Source organism: Bacteroides sp. QWL-09 (genome assembly GCF_058683585.1).
In genome coordinates this window covers 1,381,138-1,398,682 of record NZ_CM178748.1, presented here as the reverse complement: position 1 = coordinate 1,398,682, position 17,545 = coordinate 1,381,138, and the positions used below count along the sequence as shown (strand labels likewise).

The 17,545-nt window shown below is 41.0% G+C and carries 17 protein-coding genes; 11 read left to right on the top strand and 6 right to left on the bottom strand.

All coding sequences use genetic code 11. The features are described 5' to 3' along the window. Window positions 1-164 precede the first annotated feature (164 nt). Complete coding sequence (locus AC4PG5_RS05550) at window positions 165-1,232, bottom strand: LacI family DNA-binding transcriptional regulator (RefSeq protein ID WP_492030694.1); 1,068 nt, start codon at window positions 1,230-1,232, stop codon at window positions 165-167. Between the two features lie 277 nt (window positions 1,233-1,509). Between AC4PG5_RS05550 and AC4PG5_RS05545 the strand changes: the two genes are divergently transcribed. After that, window positions 1,510-2,535 (top strand): PfkB family carbohydrate kinase, encoded by a 1,026-nt coding sequence (locus tag AC4PG5_RS05545; protein WP_492030431.1) that lies wholly within the window; start codon window positions 1,510-1,512, stop codon window positions 2,533-2,535. Window positions 2,536-2,621: 86 nt separating this feature from the next. After that, window positions 2,622-3,290 carry a bifunctional 4-hydroxy-2-oxoglutarate aldolase/2-dehydro-3-deoxy-phosphogluconate aldolase gene (locus AC4PG5_RS05540; protein WP_492030430.1) on the top strand — a complete coding sequence of 223 codons (669 nt, stop codon included), beginning with the start codon at window positions 2,622-2,624 and terminating at the stop codon, window positions 3,288-3,290. Window positions 3,291-3,485: 195 nt separating this feature from the next. Here AC4PG5_RS05540 and AC4PG5_RS05535 read toward each other — a convergent pair whose 3' ends face one another. Both AC4PG5_RS05535 and AC4PG5_RS05530 read right to left on the bottom strand, forming a co-directional pair. Then, window positions 3,486-4,007 carry a threonine/serine exporter family protein gene (locus tag AC4PG5_RS05535; RefSeq protein WP_492030429.1) on the bottom strand — a complete coding sequence of 174 codons (522 nt, stop codon included), beginning with the start codon at window positions 4,005-4,007 and terminating at the stop codon, window positions 3,486-3,488. Beyond that, a complete protein-coding gene (locus AC4PG5_RS05530) occupies window positions 4,004-4,777 on the bottom strand; it encodes a threonine/serine exporter family protein (RefSeq protein WP_492030428.1) in 774 nt (257 codons plus the stop codon). Before AC4PG5_RS05530 ends, AC4PG5_RS05535 begins: the two co-directional genes overlap by 4 nt. 356 nt (window positions 4,778-5,133) lie before the next feature. Here AC4PG5_RS05530 and AC4PG5_RS05525 point away from each other — a divergent pair, with 356 nt between their 5' ends. The 4 genes from AC4PG5_RS05525 (at window position 5,134) to AC4PG5_RS05510 (ending at window position 11,431) form a co-directional block, all read left to right on the top strand. Continuing rightward, the gene (locus AC4PG5_RS05525; RefSeq protein WP_492030427.1) at window positions 5,134-6,060 is read left to right on the top strand and encodes a cation diffusion facilitator family transporter; all 927 of its coding nucleotides are present in this window, start codon (window positions 5,134-5,136) and stop codon (window positions 6,058-6,060) included. A 113-nt stretch (window positions 6,061-6,173) separates the two neighbouring features. Continuing rightward, entirely contained in the window at window positions 6,174-6,512 is a 339-nt protein-coding gene (locus tag AC4PG5_RS05520) for a DUF8478 family putative metalloprotein (RefSeq protein ID WP_492030426.1), read from the top strand. Window positions 6,513-6,614: 102 nt separating this feature from the next. Further along, window positions 6,615-8,927 carry a TonB-dependent receptor gene (locus AC4PG5_RS05515; RefSeq protein WP_492030425.1) on the top strand — a complete coding sequence of 771 codons (2,313 nt, stop codon included), beginning with the start codon at window positions 6,615-6,617 and terminating at the stop codon, window positions 8,925-8,927. A 212-nt stretch (window positions 8,928-9,139) separates the two neighbouring features. Beyond that, window positions 9,140-11,431 (top strand): family 20 glycosylhydrolase, encoded by a 2,292-nt coding sequence (locus tag AC4PG5_RS05510; RefSeq protein WP_492030424.1) that lies wholly within the window; start codon window positions 9,140-9,142, stop codon window positions 11,429-11,431. A gap of 139 nt (window positions 11,432-11,570) precedes the next feature. Here AC4PG5_RS05510 and AC4PG5_RS05505 read toward each other — a convergent pair whose 3' ends face one another. Together AC4PG5_RS05505 and AC4PG5_RS05500 are read right to left on the bottom strand one after the other, a co-directional pair. Next, window positions 11,571-11,780, bottom strand: coding sequence for a hypothetical protein (locus AC4PG5_RS05505; protein ID WP_492030423.1), 210 nt, complete (start codon window positions 11,778-11,780; stop codon window positions 11,571-11,573). Between the two features lie 154 nt (window positions 11,781-11,934). Continuing rightward, entirely contained in the window at window positions 11,935-12,303 is a 369-nt protein-coding gene (locus AC4PG5_RS05500) for a DUF2023 family protein (RefSeq protein ID WP_492030422.1), read from the bottom strand. 300 nt (window positions 12,304-12,603) lie between these two features. Between AC4PG5_RS05500 and AC4PG5_RS05495 the strand changes: the two genes are divergently transcribed. The 5 genes from AC4PG5_RS05495 to AC4PG5_RS05475 all read left to right on the top strand — a co-directional run bounded on the left by AC4PG5_RS05495 (window position 12,604) and on the right by AC4PG5_RS05475 (window position 16,894). Beyond that, a complete protein-coding gene (locus tag AC4PG5_RS05495) occupies window positions 12,604-13,308 on the top strand; it encodes a hemerythrin domain-containing protein (protein ID WP_492030421.1) in 705 nt (234 codons plus the stop codon). Continuing rightward, complete coding sequence (locus tag AC4PG5_RS05490) at window positions 13,295-13,909, top strand: response regulator transcription factor (RefSeq protein ID WP_492030420.1); 615 nt, start codon at window positions 13,295-13,297, stop codon at window positions 13,907-13,909. The genes AC4PG5_RS05495 and AC4PG5_RS05490 overlap by 14 nt, the downstream gene beginning before the upstream one ends. 524 nt (window positions 13,910-14,433) lie before the next feature. Continuing rightward, window positions 14,434-15,204, top strand: a complete 771-nt coding sequence (locus AC4PG5_RS05485) for an SDR family NAD(P)-dependent oxidoreductase (protein ID WP_492030419.1) — start codon at window positions 14,434-14,436, stop codon at window positions 15,202-15,204. A gap of 113 nt (window positions 15,205-15,317) precedes the next feature. Further along, complete coding sequence (locus AC4PG5_RS05480; protein ID WP_492030418.1) at window positions 15,318-15,812, top strand: SPOR domain-containing protein; 495 nt, start codon at window positions 15,318-15,320, stop codon at window positions 15,810-15,812. Between the two features lie 134 nt (window positions 15,813-15,946). Beyond that, window positions 15,947-16,894, top strand: coding sequence for a PCMD domain-containing protein (locus tag AC4PG5_RS05475; RefSeq protein ID WP_492030693.1), 948 nt, complete (start codon window positions 15,947-15,949; stop codon window positions 16,892-16,894). Here the strand turns inward: AC4PG5_RS05475 and AC4PG5_RS05470 are convergent. Next, entirely contained in the window at window positions 16,888-17,520 is a 633-nt protein-coding gene (locus AC4PG5_RS05470) for an acyltransferase (RefSeq protein WP_492030692.1), read from the bottom strand. The genes AC4PG5_RS05475 and AC4PG5_RS05470 overlap by 7 nt on opposite strands. Window positions 17,521-17,545: the final 25 nt, after the last annotated feature.

Genomic DNA, 17,545 nt, shown 5'->3' with positions numbered 1-17,545 from the left:
TTTGATTTTGAGCGTACAAAGATAATTAAAATACTCATTCGATTTGAACCTTTTGAGTGGTCTTCAAATCGATGAGTATTGAATGTGGGTCGCTTTTTCTAATGTTGCGATTATAGCGAGTGTTTGCTTTGTTGAGCGTTTTTACAACGATCGAATGATTCGTCTTAAAAGTTCTGGTAATAGTCGATCGTTTCTGCTGTGAGTAAGTCGATCGGCATATAGTTAATACAGGTGACTTCCTTTTTGAAAACGAGGTGATCGCATAACGATTTGATCCCGTTGAATCCTTGTAGTTCCGGCTGCTGTGCGATTAAGAACGAGATTTGCTTATGCTTTAGGCAAGTCACATTACGTTCGAGCAAGTCGTATCCGATAAGGTTGAACTCTTTATGCGGATTGCTCTTGGCTAAATGTTCTCCAATAATGTAGGCTTTGGAGTTAAAGGTGATTCCATTCTTAATGTTCGGGTGACGGTCGAAGAACTGTTGAAGCATTTCTTCATCTTGATTACAAGGGTCGGCGAGCAGATCGAGGTCGTATATCTTGCAATTCGGGTGGTGCTCCTCCATATATTGACGGAAGCCTATCTCACGGCTTTCTTGCTGATTAGAACCAATGATGCCTTCGTGAATCTTGCGGAAGATCACAATTTCTTGTTCCGGTCCGGCCAATAACATCAACATTCGTGCGGCGAAATATCCACTCTGGTGAGAGTGTTGTCCATAGAACGCCAAAGGCGGAACTTCTGTGATATACGAGTCGATGTAGATGAATGGGATATTGACAGCAGTCAGAGCATTTACAAATTCAAGGGTATGTTCTTTGATGGTGGGAGCCAGCATCACGCCGTCGGGTTGACGCTCGATAAGAGGTTGAGCGGTATTGCTGAAACTCTGATAGTCGTACGGGTCGTAATAGCTGATCTCTACGGTAATATTAAAATCGGAATAGGTTGTAACCGCATTATGAATCCCTTTTTCTACTGCCGTCCAATATTCGCCTTCAAGGTGTTGAGGAAGGAGACAGATAAAGGTGTATCTTTTGTTCGATGCTAAAGCACTGGCGTACATGTTCGGTTGGTAATCGAGTTGTTTTAGGATCTCTTCTACGCGTTTTTTACTGGCTTCCGAAACCCCGCTACGGCCGTGAAGAACTCGGTCGACTGTTCCTACTGAGACATTGGCCAATCGAGCGATGTCTTTGATTCTGATGCGTTCAGGCAATTGATTCATACCACGAGTTATATTGCTATTATAAGATAAATGTGCGGCTTCCATTAATGGGGTAATGTGCTCGCACACAATAATAATATTATTATTTTATCTACAAATATATGACAATTTTTGTAATTATGAAAAATGTTGTATCTTTGTGCCCGCACACGGTTTTCGTGTGCGAATATAATATATCGTTTTATTTCTCAGTATTGCAGCTATTTATCGCTGTTTTTTAATAAAATGATAATTTGAAAGTTTATTTATTAATTACTTAGTTTATAAGAATAAGATTATGGGAAAGAAAGTCGTTACGTTAGGCGAAATCATGCTTAGATTATCTACTCCGGGCAATACACGTTTTGTACAATCAGATTGTTTTGATGTGGTGTATGGTGGCGGAGAGGCAAATGTGGCCGTAAGTTGTGCCAACTATGGACACGAAGCTTATTTTGTAACGAAGTTGCCTAAACATGAGATTGGACAATCGGCTGTTAATGCTTTACGTAAGTATGGGGTTAATACAAACTTTATCGCTCGTGGGGGTGACCGTGTAGGTATTTATTATCTAGAGACCGGTGCTTCTATGCGTCCGAGTAAAGTGATTTACGACCGTGCTCATTCGGCTATTGCTGAAGCTACAGCTGCTGATTTTGATTTTGATGCGATCATGGAAGGAGCCGATTGGTTCCACTGGTCAGGTATCACTCCGGCTATCTCTGATCAAGCAGCCGAATTGACTCGATTGGCTTGTGAGGCTGCTAAGCGTCATGGGGTAACGGTTTCTGTCGATTTGAACTTCCGTAAGAAGCTATGGACTAAGGAAAAAGCACAGTCTGTAATGAAACCTTTAATGCAGTTTGTCGATGTATGTATTGGTAATGAAGAAGATGCTGAGTTGTGTCTAGGCTTTAAGCCGGATGCTGATGTTGAGGCTGGTCATACCGACGCTGAAGGTTATAAAGGAATCTTCAAACAGATGCGTGAGGCATTTGGATTTAAATATGTGATTTCTACACTTCGTGAGTCGTTCTCTGCTACGCACAACGGTTGGAAAGCGATGATTTATAACGGTGAAGAGTTTTATAGCTCTAAACGTTATGATATCGATCCGATTATTGACCGTGTGGGTGGCGGAGACTCTTTCTCCGGAGGTATCATCCATGGTTTGCTGACTAAACCAAACCAAGGTGAGGCTTTGGAATTTGCTGTGGCTGCTTCTGCACTTAAGCATACGGTCAACGGTGACTTTAACCTCGTTTCTGTAGAAGAAGTAGAAGCTTTAGCTGGTGGCGACGCTAATGGTCGTGTTCAGCGCTAATCATTATTGAAATATGGGCAACGGGGTGCTCTCTTTTAGGGCGACCGGTTGTTTCAACCGATTGTTTGACTTAATATAAAAGAAATATGGCTAAATTCGATAAGATAGCTGTGTTGAGTAAAATGGGCTCAACAGGTATGGTGCCGGTGTTCTACCATAAAGATGCCGAAGTTGCTAAGAAAGTTATGAAAGCTTGCTATGAAGGTGGCGTACGTGCTTTTGAATTTACAAATCGTGGAGACTTCGCTCAAGAAGTGTTTGCTGAGATCGTGAAATATGCCAATAAGGAGTGTCCTGAGATGGCTATCGGTATCGGTTCGATTGTAGATCCGGCAACTGCAGCTTTGTATTTGCAACTTGGAGCAAACTTTGTGGTTGGTCCATTGTTCAATCCTGAAATCGCTAAGATTTGTAATCGTCGTTTGGTGGCTTATACACCGGGATGTGGTTCTGTCTCTGAAGTGGGATTTGCGCAAGAAGTGGGATGTGATTTATGTAAAGTGTTCCCTGGCGATGTTTATGGACCGAACTTCGTTAAAGGATTGGTTGCTCCTATGCCTTGGTCGAAGTTGATGGTTACCGGAGGAGTTGAGCCAACAAAAGAGAATTTAACCGCTTGGATCAAAGCTGGTGTTTTCTGTGTGGGAATGGGTTCTAAACTTTTTCCTAAAGATAAGGTTGATGCAGAAGATTGGACGTATGTCTCTGCTAAATGCCAAGAGGCTCTCGGCTATATTGCTGAAGCTCGAAAATAAAAAAATGGCGATAGTCCATGTAAATGTCTTGGTTAACGCATTTCGCAGGACTATCGCCGGAATAAATATGCCTCACTTATAGGGTTAGTTAGTTTGATTTAGAGGCATATTTCATTTTGTTTAGAGGTGTTTAAAGGGGATAAGCTATCGAAATATAATTTCGATAGCTTATTTTTTTATAGAGTTGAGTTTATGTTAGTTCTTAACCAACTTTTTCAATAGACGAGTCGCACTGAACGATTGTTGTTGGAAGATAAAGATAGGTAAAGCTACTCCGACTACTAACGCGAAAAGGATAAAGATCGTGGTGCTACCGTTATGACAAAAATCGACGAGGTATTTTAATGAAGCCGAATCGTCTTTGGTCTGCATGAATTGGGTTAAGGCTAGGATGCTTTTATAGGCAAACATTCCCGGGATCATGGGTAATAACGATGGGAAAGAGAAGACTTCTGCGGGGCAGTGAATCTTTTTGGCAAAAGGGATTGCCAACAATCCGATAGCTAGAGCCGCAAAGAAAGACGCTGTTGCAATGTCGACAATAAACATGTCGGTATGTAGTAAGAAATAACGTAATCCGTGACCGACTGCAGCTAAAAAAGCTGAGATTAGGATCGCTTTTCTAGGTGGATTGGAGATGATGGCAAATCCAATGGCTGCAACGGCGGCAAAAGCACCGTCGAGTATAATTTCAATAAAAAAAGAAGAACTGATCATAACGCGCTGACTCCTGTAATTAAAAGGGTTATAGAAAGGCCTATCGAGATACTAATGATGAGCAGACAGGCATTAATGAATCTTGATGTACCGGCTAATACGTGTCCGTCGATCACGTCCATGATGGAGTTGATGAGAGGAACGCCCGGGATGAGGTAGAGTACGCTTGTACCCAAAGCCATGTCTGGAGTGGTTCCCCAATGCATCACGTATCCCATGCTTCCGATCATTGAAGCTACAAAAGCTGAGATGATAAACACGGCTAAATGATTCCAATGGTGTTCCATTAATAAGGTGCGAATATAGAAACCGGCGATGGTTGCTACAAACACAATGCCCATTGAGGTTAGATCGCCTTGGAACAAACGGCAGAAAGAAGCATTGGCAAAAGCAACCAATATTAGGACTAACCATTTGCTTTCGCGAGGTTTGCTGACAATCGCGTGATAGCGGCTCTTGATCTCTTCTAACGATAAGCGTTCGTCGTAAGCTTCCCAACTTAAGGTACTCAACTTTGAGTTGATCGTGAAATTGAGCCCCATAGGTTTGATTTTGTTTACTGTGCTGTAAGAATGTGAATTATCGGCATCGCGTAGGGTCATGATAATCGTCTTTTGGAAAATGGTCATGTCACAATAGAACCCGAAAGATTCTGCGATTCGCGATGTGTTACGCACGATTCTTGATGTTTGAACACCTACCGCCATAAGGCATGTGGAGTATTCCGATAGAAATTTTGATAATTCTTTTAACTCTTGATGAATATTCATACAATCTTATTAATGATGTCTGTTTAGTAGAACTGTAATTATCATTTTGTAAGGATTGTATCTATCTCGATAGACACAATATGTGTTTCGCGCACAGTAAAGGAGTAAGGAGTAAAAGGAATTTCAAAAAACTGTGGCAAAGGTAAACAAAATTATGATAGGGTTGAAGGGAATAGTTCTCTTTTTTTTCATCGTCTTATTGTCTTTTTTGCTTTTCTTTTGCCTTTTGTTGATTTACCTAAAAGTAGGTATGGTGCATTCCATCTTTTTAATTTATCTTTGTTCCAGACAAATGCTAAAGGCTTTAACAATCGCTCTCGTCGATTTAACTAGCTATAAAATAAAACCTTGTTATTATGGTAAAAAACGATACACATTCTCATCACCACTCTCATCACCACTCTCATTTTGCTGTGAATCCTTCTGTGAACCGTGCGTTTATAGTCGGTATTATTCTTAACGTTGTATTTGTGGGGATAGAGTTCGGGGTTGGTCTGTTTTATAATTCATTAGGTTTGATTTCCGATGCCGGACATAATCTAGGTGACGTGACTAGTTTGATTCTGGCTTTATTGGCGGTGCAGCTGACTAAGATTAGTCCGAGCAATCGATATACTTACGGTTATAAGAAGAGTACGGTGCTTGTTTCGCTACTCAATGCCATCATCTTGTTAGTGGCTGTCGGCTTTATTGTGGTCGAGAGTATTGAGAAGTTCTCTCATCCGGCTCCGATTGAGGGAGGAGCTATCATGTGGACGGCAGGGATTGGTGTCGTGATCAATGCATTCACGGCTTTCTTGTTTTTGAAGGATAAAGATAAAAATCTTAATGTTAAAGGGGCATATTTACACATGGCGGCTGATGCCTTGGTTTCTGTCGGAGTGGTTCTGTCCGGAGCTTTGATTCTATTTACCGGGTGGGTGATTATTGATGCGATTATCGGATTGATCATTGCTGCGGTTATTGTGGTGTCGACTTGGGGACTTCTTCGTGATAGCCTGCGTTTGTCGCTTGACGGTGTACCGATGACTATTGATAATGATGCTGTGCGACAAGTCGTGTTGGCCGATCCGGATGTGGTGGATTGTCACCATTTGCACATCTGGGCGTTGAGCACAACAGATATTGCTTTGACTGTACATGTGGTTCTTAGAGAGATGTCCCGTATGGAGGAGATCAAATCTCAGATTAAAGCAAACTTGGTTCATCTGGGTATTGGACATGCCACATTGGAGTTTGAACATGAAAGCTGTATGTGCGATCAAGAACATCGCTATATCTAAATCTTAACACGTTTAAATCGTTTAGGTTGTCTGGGTCTTTTCTTAAATACCTATTAAAGGGGATTGCCGGATAAGGAAAATGTTCGTATCTTTGCGCCAGAAAAAGAAAAATAGTGAAACGATTGTTATTGAATAGCTTTAGGTATTTTTTCCTTGTACTTTTTGTATCGTACTTGGCGAACATATCGCTTTTTACCCACGTCCACATTGTAGACGGGGTAACAATTGTACACTCGCATCCTTTTAATAAGGGGAACTCACATACGCATAAGACCATTGAGTTCTTTACCATTTATTCTTTATCGCATTTTACTTCCGATGGTTTACCGGTTAATCTGGGTTTGGCGTTCTTCGCTTTACTTTTATTGACCCTTGCTTTAGGGCAGCGATTGGGTGGTCCTATCTGTTCGTTACATGAAACGTCTTCTCTTCGGGGACCCCCGATGGCTTAATCTTTCCGTTTTTTATTCTTTTCTTTTGCTTAGTCGCAATGGGGTTCTGTGAGCTTTATTGTGCCTCTTATCTTGTATTTAAAATTTTTAGAAACTATTTTTATGAAGAAATATATATTGACTTTCTTCAGCTTGTTTTGCGTCCTTGCTGTGGCTATGGGCGGGCAAACTGAATATCCGGAATATCCTGAGTTGAAAAAATCTGATGCTAATATCATTGGTCACATCCTAGATAAAAATACAAAGGAACACTTATCTTACATCTCGGTTTCTTTAAAGGGAACAACTATCGGAACGGTAACCGATGTGACCGGTCATTATTTTTTAAAGAATCTTCCTGAAGGACCTTTCACACTTCAAGTTAGCGCAGTGGGTTATAAGACAGTTTCTAAACCAGTCGTCTTGAAGAAGGGAAAAACATTGGAGATCGATTTTGAGATCGAAGAAGATGCGATCGCCCTCGATGGAGTTGTGGTTTCGGCCAATCGTAACGAAACGACGCGCCGTCTCGCGCCAACCTTAGTGAATGTGGTCGATCTGAAACTTTTTGAACGTACAAATTCTGTAAATCTAGCTCAGGGGTTGAACTTTCAGCCCGGCGTTCGAGTGGAGTCTAACTGTCAGAACTGTGGTTTCCAGCAGGTGCGCATCAACGGACTTGAAGGACCTTATACTCAAATCTTATTAGATTCACGTCCAATCTTCAGCTCTCTATCGGGGGTTTATGGAATTGAACAAATTCCGGCAAGCATGATCGAACGTGTAGAGGTGATGCGCGGAGGCGGTTCGGCCTTGTTTGGCTCTTCTGCAATTGCCGGGACGATTAATATCATTACTAAAGAGCCGAGTCGTAATTCCGGTATGCTTTCTCATACGATAACCGGAATCGGCGACGGTAAGGCATTCGATAATAGTACGTCTTTAAATGCCTCGTTGGTTACCGATGATCAGAAGGCTGGCTTATATATCTTCGGACAGAGTCGTCATCGTGCAGCTTATGATCACGATGGGGATAGCTTTTCTGAATTACCGGTTATCCACGGACAAACCGTTGGTTTTCGTTCTTATCTCAAGACGAGTCCTTACTCTAAGTTGACTTTTGAATATCATCACATGCAAGAATATCGTCGTGGTGGGGATTCGCTAAATTTACCTCCTCATCAGGCCAATATTGCAGAGGAAATCAAACACTCGATCAATGGTGGTGGGTTGAAGTTCGACTATTTCTCACCAAACGAAAAACATCGTTGGAGTGTTTTTGCTTCAGCACAACATATCAATCGTGATAGTTACTATGGTGGGGGACAAGATTTGAACGCGTATGGAAAGACAACCGATTTGACTTGGATGGCCGGATCTCAATATGTCTTTAACTTCTCGAAACTTCTTTTCATGCCTTCGGAATTTACAACAGGGGTGGAGTTCACTCAAGATAAACTAGAAGATAACATGTGGGGATATCGTCGTTTCATTAATCAGACGGTTCATATTTCTAGCGCTTTCTTGCAGAACGAATGGAAGAATGAACATTGGGGCTTCCTTGTAGGAGGGCGTTTCGATAAGCATAACCTGATTGATCACGTGATCTTCAGTCCCCGTGCTAATTTACGCTATAACCCAACAAAAGACATTAATCTCCGTTTAAGTTATTCCTCCGGATTCCGTGCCCCACAAGCTTTCGATGAAGATTTGCATGTTGAGAATGTCGGTGGAAATGTAGCAATGGTTAAATTGGCCGATGATCTGACAGAAGAGAAATCGCAGAGTTTGAGCGCTTCGGTCGACTTCTACCATCGTTTTGGAGCTTGGCAGATGAATTTGCTGGCTGAAGGGTTTTATACAAAATTGAAGGATGTGTTTTTCTTGACCGATGGTGAGATTGTCGATGGAATTTTAACGCGTATACGTTCTAATAAGCCTGGCGCTAAAGTGATGGGTATTAATCTTGAAGGAAAGTTGGCTTACTTGTCGCTCTTGCAATTTCAGGCAGGGATGACGATTCAACGTAGCCGTTACGATGTGCCGTTGGAATGGAATAGTGAAGCTCCAGCGGTGAAGAAGATGATGCGGACACCTGATGCGTATGGCTATTTTACAGCGACTTATACGCCTATTAAACCGTTGAGTATTACGTTGTCGGGTACCTATACCGGTTCGATGTTAGTGAACCATGAAGCCGGATACATTGACAAGCCTACAACCATCAATACTGAGGACTTTTTTGACATGGGATTGAAATTGGCTTATGATTTCAAACTCTATAAATCGATGAAGCTTCAATTGAATGGTGGGGTTCAAAACTTATTTAATGCATTCCAAAATGACTTTGACAAAGGAAAAGATCGTGATTCCGGCTATATGTATGGACCGTCTCTTCCGCGTAGTTTCTTTGCAGGATTGAAAATAAGTTATTAAATTTGTTCTTGAAATCAGATTTTAAATCGTATAAAAATATATTCTGTATTTTTATACGATTTTTCTATATCCTGAACTCTATTTGCGTGAATGTGTTAATGGAATAGGTCTTTTTAAGGAAATTTATTGTTTTTATAGCTCACGCAGTTTAGTGATTTGGCTCATTTGATTGTATTATATATAAAGAATATCAAAAGATAAAAGTTAGCCTTATGTTTAAAAAAGTATTTTTAGTTTTACAGCTGGTTTGGGTGGCTTGTTCATCTCTAGCGCAAGAGTCTTCTAATCATACGCTTTCGGTTATACCGACCCCTAAAGCAATGGTTGTTAAGACAGGAGAGTTTCGCTTAGATAATAAAGTGAACATTGTTGTTTCTAATCGCTCATTATTACCTGCTGCACAATTCCTTCAAGAGGTTCTTCCTCAATCGGTTCAATCCTCTGTTGCTTATACCAAACGAAAAGGTGACATTTCGCTTCATATCGTACGATCGTTGAAAACTCCCGGTAGCTATCGGTTGAATTCCTCGTCGAAAGAGATTAAGATTGAAGCAGCCGATTATTCAGGTGTTATCTCCGCCATCTCTACGTTGCGTCAATTGCTCAATGTGGGTGTAGGGGGAGAGTCTATCTGTACTGTTCCGGCGGTTGCCATAGAAGATGCACCTCGTTTTGAGTGGAGAGGTCTGATGCTCGATGCTTCTCGTCATTTCTGGAAGCCGAATGAAGTCAAACGTGTCATCGATCTGATGGCATTATATAAATTGAATAAGTTTCATTGGCACCTGACCGACGATCAAGGTTGGCGTATTGAAATCAAGAAATACCCTTTGCTAACAGAAAAGGGTGCTTGGAGAAAATTCAATAAACACGATCTGGGATGCATCGACTTGGCTCAGAAAACTGATAATCCCGATTATCTGATTCCAGATGATAAGTTGAGAATAGAGAACGGTGATACGCTTTATGGCGGATACTATACTCAAGAAGAGATTAAAGAAATTGTGGCTTATGCCGGTCAACGCGGCATTGAAGTGATTCCGGAGATCGATATGCCGGGACATTTTCTTGCAGCGATCAATGAGTATCCGGAACTGACGTGCGATGGTATGCTTGGGTGGGGACAAACCTTTTCTTCTCCCATTTGCCCGGGTAAAGATTCTAGTTTAGAGTTTTGCCGTAATATTTTTAAAGAGGTCTTCGAACTTTTCCCTTCTCGCTATGTCCATTTAGGTGGTGATGAGGTTGAAAAGAAAAACTGGGAGAAATGTGCGCTTTGTCAGAAGCGTATCAAAGACGAAAAATTGGAGTCGGTAGAACGTCTTCAAGCTTGGTTTGTTTGTCAGATGGAACAGTTCTTCCTCTCTCAGGGGAAACGTCTCATTGGTTGGGATGAAGTGGTTGGTGACGGATTGTCGAGTGCGTCGACTATCATGTGGTGGAGAAGTTGGTCGCCTAATGCTGTGCCAGATGCCACAAAAATGGGAATGGAAGCCATCTGTAGCCCGAATTTCTGCATGTACTTCGATTACCAACAAGACGAAAATTCTGTAAAGAAAGTCTTAGAATACGAGCCGTATACTGATAAGTTAACTCCTGAGCAATGTCGATTAATCAGAGGTGTGCAAGCTAATCTTTGGACTGAGTGGGTGCCTTCGATGAAGCGTGTCGAGTATATGATCATGCCTCGTATGTTAGCGTTGAGTGAAGTTGCATGGACTGCACCCGATCAGAAACCGACTATTCGTGAGTTTTACACGAAACTTGTACCGGAGTTTAAACGTTTAGATAAGATGCAAGTCAACTACCGTGTGCCCGATTTGGAAGGATTTTATCGTGTCAATGCTTTTGTCGATCATTACGATCTAAATATAAAATGTGCGCTTCCTAATGCTATCATTCGCTATACAACGGATGGGTCAATGCCTACCAGGACATCGCCATTGTATACTGGACAATTGCGCCTGAAACAGACCACTGATGTGACGTTCCGTACGTTCCGTCCGGATGGATCGGCTAGCGATGTGACCAAAGCTTCTTTTGTGAAATCGGATTACGCTCCGGGTGTGATGATTTGTTCTCCTTTGAAGAGAGGGCTTAATGTAGCTTGGCACGATTTTAAAGGAACTCGTTGTGAAGAGATCGATAAGGCTCCGTTAAAAGGTCATTATCAAGTCGATCAAGTTTCCATTCCTGACGGAGTCAAGGGAAATATCGGACTAGTCCTTAAGGGCTTTATTCAGATACCGGAAGATGGCATTTACACTTTTGTCCTCACCTCCGATGACGGTAGTACGATGACAGTAGACGGTTCGTTGTTGATTGATAATGATGGGAACCACTCTCCTAAAGAGCTTATTGCTCAGAGAGCATTGAAGAAAGGTTCTCATCCGGTAGAGATCCGTTATTTCGATCGTAACGGTGGTATGTTAAAGTTAGAATGGATCAACAGTCAGGGTCAACGTGAAGAGTGTTCTAAAGAGTGGTTTATGTGTGCGGATTAAAAACGTATTGAATCAAAAAAATCTATAGGTATATTAGATATTCTCATTTCCAATTTTTCAAAAAGGCGGATAAGGTATTGCACTTATCCGCCTTTCTATAAGTTCTTATCGGCTGGTTCGTCGATAATTTTCGAGAGAATTAGTCTTTCTTTTTAGGTTTCTGCTCGAAGATGTTGAAAAATAGTCCTCCTATGGCAGCACCCCATATCGAACTGTTAATCGGAGAAGAAGTGATCATACAATTTCCGCCGTTACATCCAACAAACTTCCAATACAAGTATCCTCCAATAGCTCCTAATACGATCCCAATAAGGGTCATCTTGTTTTTGCTAATTAATTTCTTTATCATTTTACGACTACAGTTTAAAAACGTTGAATTCTTCTTTTCCTAATAAATGATTGAGCGTTTGAAAGTGTTCATCTACTCTATGAGAATGCCTTTCACTAGCCACCGTCTTCAATATTTATGAGGGTTGGAATCGTTGAAGCGAATGCGGGGATCTTTATACAGCCACAGCGATGGAGATATTTCGTTTTTTATGGCAATACCTCAGACATTGTTGACGAATGTCATATCCTAACATGGCACCGAGAATGAAGTCTTCTTCTGCCGATAGTTCATTCAGTGGACGGTCGATGAGATGGCGTATGGTCTCTATACATTCCGGCTTACCGAAGAATAAGTTGATCTTATTCGTCCCAACCTCTTGAATCATATACTCAATATTTTGATTCTTCAGCCGTTTTAAGGCGAAAGTCTTGTGTTCTTTGTTCATGGTATAAAGAACCATGTGACGAATCCCTTTTTTAAATTCGTAGATGTGGTTGAGGAAAATGCGGATTTCTCCGGGAACGGTCTGTTTTACAATCATAAGTTTGTTGTCTGTTTGGTTCATGGTTCAATGAGTCGGTCGTCTCGTCAGGCAATACATTGATTGATGCCGATCATTGTTCTTCTCTTTTTCAATTTGTTTTGCAAAAGTAGGACATACAAATGGCTCTGCAAATCCCCATAGATAGTGGTATTGATAGGTTGGCAATCCCTATATGTAGGTATGGAGTGGAGTGATCGATCGGTTCACTCCCATCATGTAGGTAGAATATACCTATAAAAGGCTATTGTTTCCTTCCGAAATAATGACTTATTTTGTACTGATAAAAAAAACAGAATTATGGACAGGTTACAAAAGTATAAAGAGAGTGATCGGATGATCGATCTCATCAGTGATAATTACTCTTTATTACAAGTGATGAGTCGTTTTGGATTATCGCTTGGGTTTGGAGATAAAACGGTGCAAGAAGTTTGTGAGATGAATAAAGTCGATTGTCGTACTTTTTTGTTGGTCGTAAACTTTGTGGCCGAAGGATTCTCTCGTTTAGATAGTAGTGAGGAGATTTCAATACCTGCTTTGGTCGACTACCTACGTCAGGCCCATTTTTACTTCTTGGAATTTTCTCTTCCGGCCATTCGGCGCAAACTGATCGAAGCAATCGACTGTTCGCAAGACGACATTTCGTTTTTGATCATCAAGTTCTTCGATGAGTATATGCGAGAAGTACGTAAACATATGGATTATGAAGAGAAAACAGTATTTAAATATGTCGATGCTTTACTACAAGGAAAAACATTGGCGAATTATAAGATCTCGACATTCTCGAAACATCATGATCAAGTGGGAGAGAAGTTGACTGAATTGAAGAAAATCATTATTAAATATTGTCCGGCAAAGGCGAATACCAATTTGCTGAATGCTGCATTGTTCGATATTTACGCTTGTGAAGAAGGGTTAGAGTCGCATTGCAAGGTCGAAGACTATCTGTTTGTTCCAGCAATATTAAAATTGGAAAGGAGAATCAAGGGTAATGAGAAAGAATGAACTAATTCGTGTAGCTGTAGCCGAATCGTCTGTGGTGATCCGCACGGGGATGGCTCTAGTGCTAAAACGGTTGCCTTCACTGCGGGTTCAGCCCATAGAGTTGGCGTCGGTTGAAGCCCTTAACGATTGTATGCGCACCCAAGATCTGGATATGTTGATTGTCAGTCCCACTTTTGGTGAATATTTCGATTTGTTGCGTTTTAGAGAAAAGTTTGGGATGCAAAAAGGAGTGAAGATAGTAGCTTTGGTCAGTTCATTTGTCGATACCTCGTTGTTGAATAAGTTCGACGACCGGCTTTCTATCTTTGATAGTATAGAAACCATCACCACGAAACTCTCGGCTTTGCTCAATACCGCTGAAGAAGAAGATGAAGATGAAGGTCAGGAAACACTCAGCTACCGTGAAAGAGAAATTGTGGTCTGTGTGGTCAAAGGAATGACTAATAAAGAGATTGCCGATCAGCTGTTTTTATCGATCCATACGGTGATCACGCACCGTCGTAATATTAGTCGTAAGTTGCAGATACACAGTGCTTCTGGTCTAACTATTTATGCCATTGTGAATAAGCTTGTTTCACTTGATGAAGTGAAAGATTTATAACTTTAAAAGAATGTTATAAAGTATGAAAGCGTTTGCGCACACAAAAAAAAAGTTGTACCTTTGCATTGCAGTTGGGAAATTGCAGCATAATTTATGAAAGAAACAACTTTTTGGTATTAGAATGATAAGGTAATTTTTTAAGATTAAGATTGTTAAAATAGGATAGTTTTTTAGTTATAAGGTAAAATTTAATTCATGGGTATCAGTTCTTTTGGGTAAAAAGAATTTTAGTTTTCAGGAAAATAACAAAAAGAGTTTTTTAAAGAAAAGTCAATTCGACTTTTCTGCTGTCAAAGCGGGTAATTTCAATATTGAATGATTACTCGTTTTTTTATTTTATCTCCTCTCTGATAAGTCACCGTTTTCAGATTCAAAGTCTTTTTTAAATTCTCACATCATCTCGCTTGGTTTGTTCAAGACCATTTGTTGCACAAAATTCTGTTGAATTAATGATATTTAACCTCGTATAGAATGGGAAAGATGGGTTTTAAAGTGTATTTTTGTTATCTAAATAACAGATCATTATGACTACAAAAATTGCTTTTATAACCGGCGCCAGTAGTGGTATCGGCGAAGGATGTGCCAGAAAATTTGCTGCTAACGGCTGGCATCTGATTCTGAATGCTCGTAATAAAGAAAAGCTGAATGCGCTGAAGACCGAGTTAGAATCTCATTTTAACATTGAGGTCTGCTTACTTCCATTCGATGTTCAGAATCGTTCGGAAGCGATTGATGCAATCGGTTCTTTATCTGAAAAATGGAGAAAGATCGATTTGTTAATCAATAATGCCGGATTGGTGATCGGATTGGACAAAGAGTTTGAAGGCAGTCTCGACGAGTGGGATATTATGATCAATACCAATATTAAGGGGCTGTTGACCATGACACGTCTCATCGTGCCAGAGATGGTTAAACGTGGATCGGGGCATATCATCAATATCGGATCAATAGCCGGCGATGCTGCCTATCCTGGCGGAAGTGTTTACTGCGCAACTAAAGCTGCAGTTAAAGCCTTAAGTGATGGGTTGCGTATCGACTTGGTTGATACTCCTTTACGTGTATCGAATATCAAACCGGGAATGGTGGAAACCAATTTCTCTGTGGTGCGTTATCGAGGAGACAAAGAGGCGGCCGATCGTTTTTATAAAGGCATTCGCCCTTTGTCGGGCGAAGATATTGCGGAAACGATTTACTATGTTGCATCTGTTCCTGAGCATATTCAAATTGCAGAGGTGCTACTTATGCCGACTAATCAGGCAACCGGCACAATTAGCTATAAAAAGCCCCAAGAGTAATGTTTTTGCTCGTTCTATTTTGTCGATTGATAAAAAATATCTTATTTTGTCATTTTATTGCCGAGATAGGCTAGAGTATAAAAATGAAATATTAATTTAATAATGTATAGATTATGAAAAATTCAGTTGTATTAGGGATGAGTTTTTGTATGGTTTTGTTCTTTTCTGCTTGTAAATCAAGCGAAAGCGCTTATAAAAAAGCTTATGAGAAAGCTAAACAACAAGAATTGGCACAACCTCAGGTTGAAACTCCTGTTGAGGTGACTCCTGTTGTTGTTCCTGCAGAAACTAAAAGAACAACAAGCGTAGCTAGTGGTGTTCGTCAAGAGAAAGTGACTGTTGTATCTGGTACCGACGGACTAAAAGATTATAGTGTCGTTGCAGGTAGCTTTGGTGTGAAAGCTAATGCTGAAGGTTTAAAAGAATGGTTGGATAATAAAGGATATAATGCAACGATTGCTTTCAATGCAGAAAAAGCAATGTATCGCGTTATCGTAAGTTCATTTGCTGATAGAGATTCGGCAGAGAGATCTCGTGATGAATTTAAAGCCAAATTCCCTAGTCGTTCAGACTTCCAGGGTGCGTGGTTGTTATATAGAATATATTAATTTCTTTTTGGTAATATATCCGAAGGGTTTCTTTCGGATAAAAAGGCAGTAGCTGGGAAGCTACTGCCTTTTTTGAATAATCATTAAAAAAGAATAGGAACATTAAGTTTTGATGCCTTATGAATAGTTATAAGATGATTGGTATGGCTGCTGTTTTACTTCTGACCAATGGGGGGAAGTCTTTTGGACAGCATCGGGCAGAACCGATACCCTTTGGGGATATGGATCAATGGGTCGATCGACAGATCAAAGAGTCTAGCGTCATCGGGGGAAAGGTCAAACACGTCTTTGAGATTGCCCCGAGTATGTTGATTAAAGGAGATAGTCCTTATTCTAACATGGGAGGATCACCGTGGGCCACATCGAATGTGATGGCTAAGGTTGCCGGGATTACTAAAACAAACACTTCTGTGTTTCCTGAAAAGAGAGGTGACGGCTATTGTGCACGTTTAGATACCCGTATGGAGAGTGTCAAAGTTCTTGGTTTGGTTAACATCACGGTCTTGGCGGCAGGATCAGTCTTTACCGGATCGATGCACGAGCCGATCAAGAGCACTAAAAATCCACAGAAATTGTTGCAGACTGGTATTGCGTTTACGAAGAAACCGATTGCTCTGCAGTTCGATTATAAAGCCAATGTTGCTGAAGTAGAGAATCGCGTCCGTGCCACTGGCTTTAGTAAGATAACCAGTATACCCGGGAAAGATTATCCTACGGTGGTTCTCTTTCTACAGAAGCGTTGGGAAGATGCAGCAGGTAATATCTATGCCAAGCGGGTAGGGACGTTGGTTCATTATTTCTATCATTCTACCGATTGGAAGGACAATTCGTCGTTTGAGATCATGTATGGAGACATTAGGGATAGAGCCGAATACAAGCCTCACATGATGCGTCTTAATGTGACGGAGAATTATACCGTAAACAGTAAAGGAGAAAGCGTACCTATCCATGAAGTCGATTGGGCGAATGGTGATGAGTATCCGACCCATCTTTATGTACAGTTTAGTTCGAGTCATGGAGGAGCTTACATCGGTGCTCCGGGAAACTCTTTATGGGTGGATAACGTTAAGCTACTCTATTGATCGATCCGATCAGCTCTGATCCACTTTGCTTGATTAAAATCGTATGATTTAATACAACGTGCCGGGTTACCTCCATAAACGGAGTAATCCGGTATGTTTTTAGTCACAATACTGCCTGCAGCAACAATAACATGCTTTCCGATGGTTACTCCGGGGAGTATGACTGAGTTTGCACCAATCCAAACATCATCTTCAATACGAATCGGTCGTGTAGAAACTCCTTGCTCGTCTATCCGTCGGTCGACTTCACTAAACACATGGTTCAGTCCGCTGACCGTGACGTTTTGAGCCAGATTGACATGATTACCGATCGAGACCGGTCCAATAATTGTATTGTTTAACCCGATTCGTGTGTGATCGCCTATGATCAAATCGCCCACAGCATTGTTTAAGCACGAAAAATCCTCTACAACCGAATAACATCCTAGTGAAAAACGGTTGAATGGAGGCAAGTCCTTCCGTACACTGCGGTAAATAACCGATCCCTTTCCGCGTTTGATATAGACAAATGCGAATAGACGGATCCACCAATTCGGTCGGGTCTTCACCGGGTGCATGATGAAACGGTGCAACCATTTTTTGAGTAGCGGATTGCTCTGAGCTTTTTGTTTCAGTCGATCGATCATTGCCATCAGATTCCGGAGTGTTATA

What these genes read in the sequence shown, in the direction of transcription:
- AC4PG5_RS05550 (WP_492030694.1), bottom strand. Translation starts at nt 1,232, where the DNA reads ATGAATCAATTGCCTGAACGCATCAGAATCAAAGACATCGCTCGATTG.
- AC4PG5_RS05490 (WP_492030420.1), top strand. Translation starts at nt 13,295, where the DNA reads ATGAGAAAGAATGAACTAATTCGTGTAGCTGTAGCCGAATCGTCTGTG.
- AC4PG5_RS05500 (WP_492030422.1), bottom strand. Translation starts at nt 12,303, where the DNA reads ATGATTGTAAAACAGACCGTTCCCGGAGAAATCCGCATTTTCCTCAAC.
- AC4PG5_RS05515 (WP_492030425.1), top strand. Translation starts at nt 6,615, where the DNA reads ATGAAGAAATATATATTGACTTTCTTCAGCTTGTTTTGCGTCCTTGCT.
- AC4PG5_RS05470 (WP_492030692.1), bottom strand. Translation starts at nt 17,520, where the DNA reads ATGATCGATCGACTGAAACAAAAAGCTCAGAGCAATCCGCTACTCAAA.
- AC4PG5_RS05540 (WP_492030430.1), top strand. Translation starts at nt 2,622, where the DNA reads ATGGCTAAATTCGATAAGATAGCTGTGTTGAGTAAAATGGGCTCAACA.
- AC4PG5_RS05535 (WP_492030429.1), bottom strand. Translation starts at nt 4,007, where the DNA reads ATGATCAGTTCTTCTTTTTTTATTGAAATTATACTCGACGGTGCTTTT.
- AC4PG5_RS05530 (WP_492030428.1), bottom strand. Translation starts at nt 4,777, where the DNA reads ATGAATATTCATCAAGAGTTAAAAGAATTATCAAAATTTCTATCGGAA.
- AC4PG5_RS05495 (WP_492030421.1), top strand. Translation starts at nt 12,604, where the DNA reads ATGGACAGGTTACAAAAGTATAAAGAGAGTGATCGGATGATCGATCTC.
- AC4PG5_RS05505 (WP_492030423.1), bottom strand. Translation starts at nt 11,780, where the DNA reads ATGATAAAGAAATTAATTAGCAAAAACAAGATGACCCTTATTGGGATC.
- AC4PG5_RS05475 (WP_492030693.1), top strand. Translation starts at nt 15,947, where the DNA reads ATGATTGGTATGGCTGCTGTTTTACTTCTGACCAATGGGGGGAAGTCT.
- AC4PG5_RS05545 (WP_492030431.1), top strand. Translation starts at nt 1,510, where the DNA reads ATGGGAAAGAAAGTCGTTACGTTAGGCGAAATCATGCTTAGATTATCT.
- AC4PG5_RS05485 (WP_492030419.1), top strand. Translation starts at nt 14,434, where the DNA reads ATGACTACAAAAATTGCTTTTATAACCGGCGCCAGTAGTGGTATCGGC.
- AC4PG5_RS05480 (WP_492030418.1), top strand. Translation starts at nt 15,318, where the DNA reads ATGAAAAATTCAGTTGTATTAGGGATGAGTTTTTGTATGGTTTTGTTC.
- AC4PG5_RS05510 (WP_492030424.1), top strand. Translation starts at nt 9,140, where the DNA reads ATGTTTAAAAAAGTATTTTTAGTTTTACAGCTGGTTTGGGTGGCTTGT.
- AC4PG5_RS05525 (WP_492030427.1), top strand. Translation starts at nt 5,134, where the DNA reads ATGGTAAAAAACGATACACATTCTCATCACCACTCTCATCACCACTCT.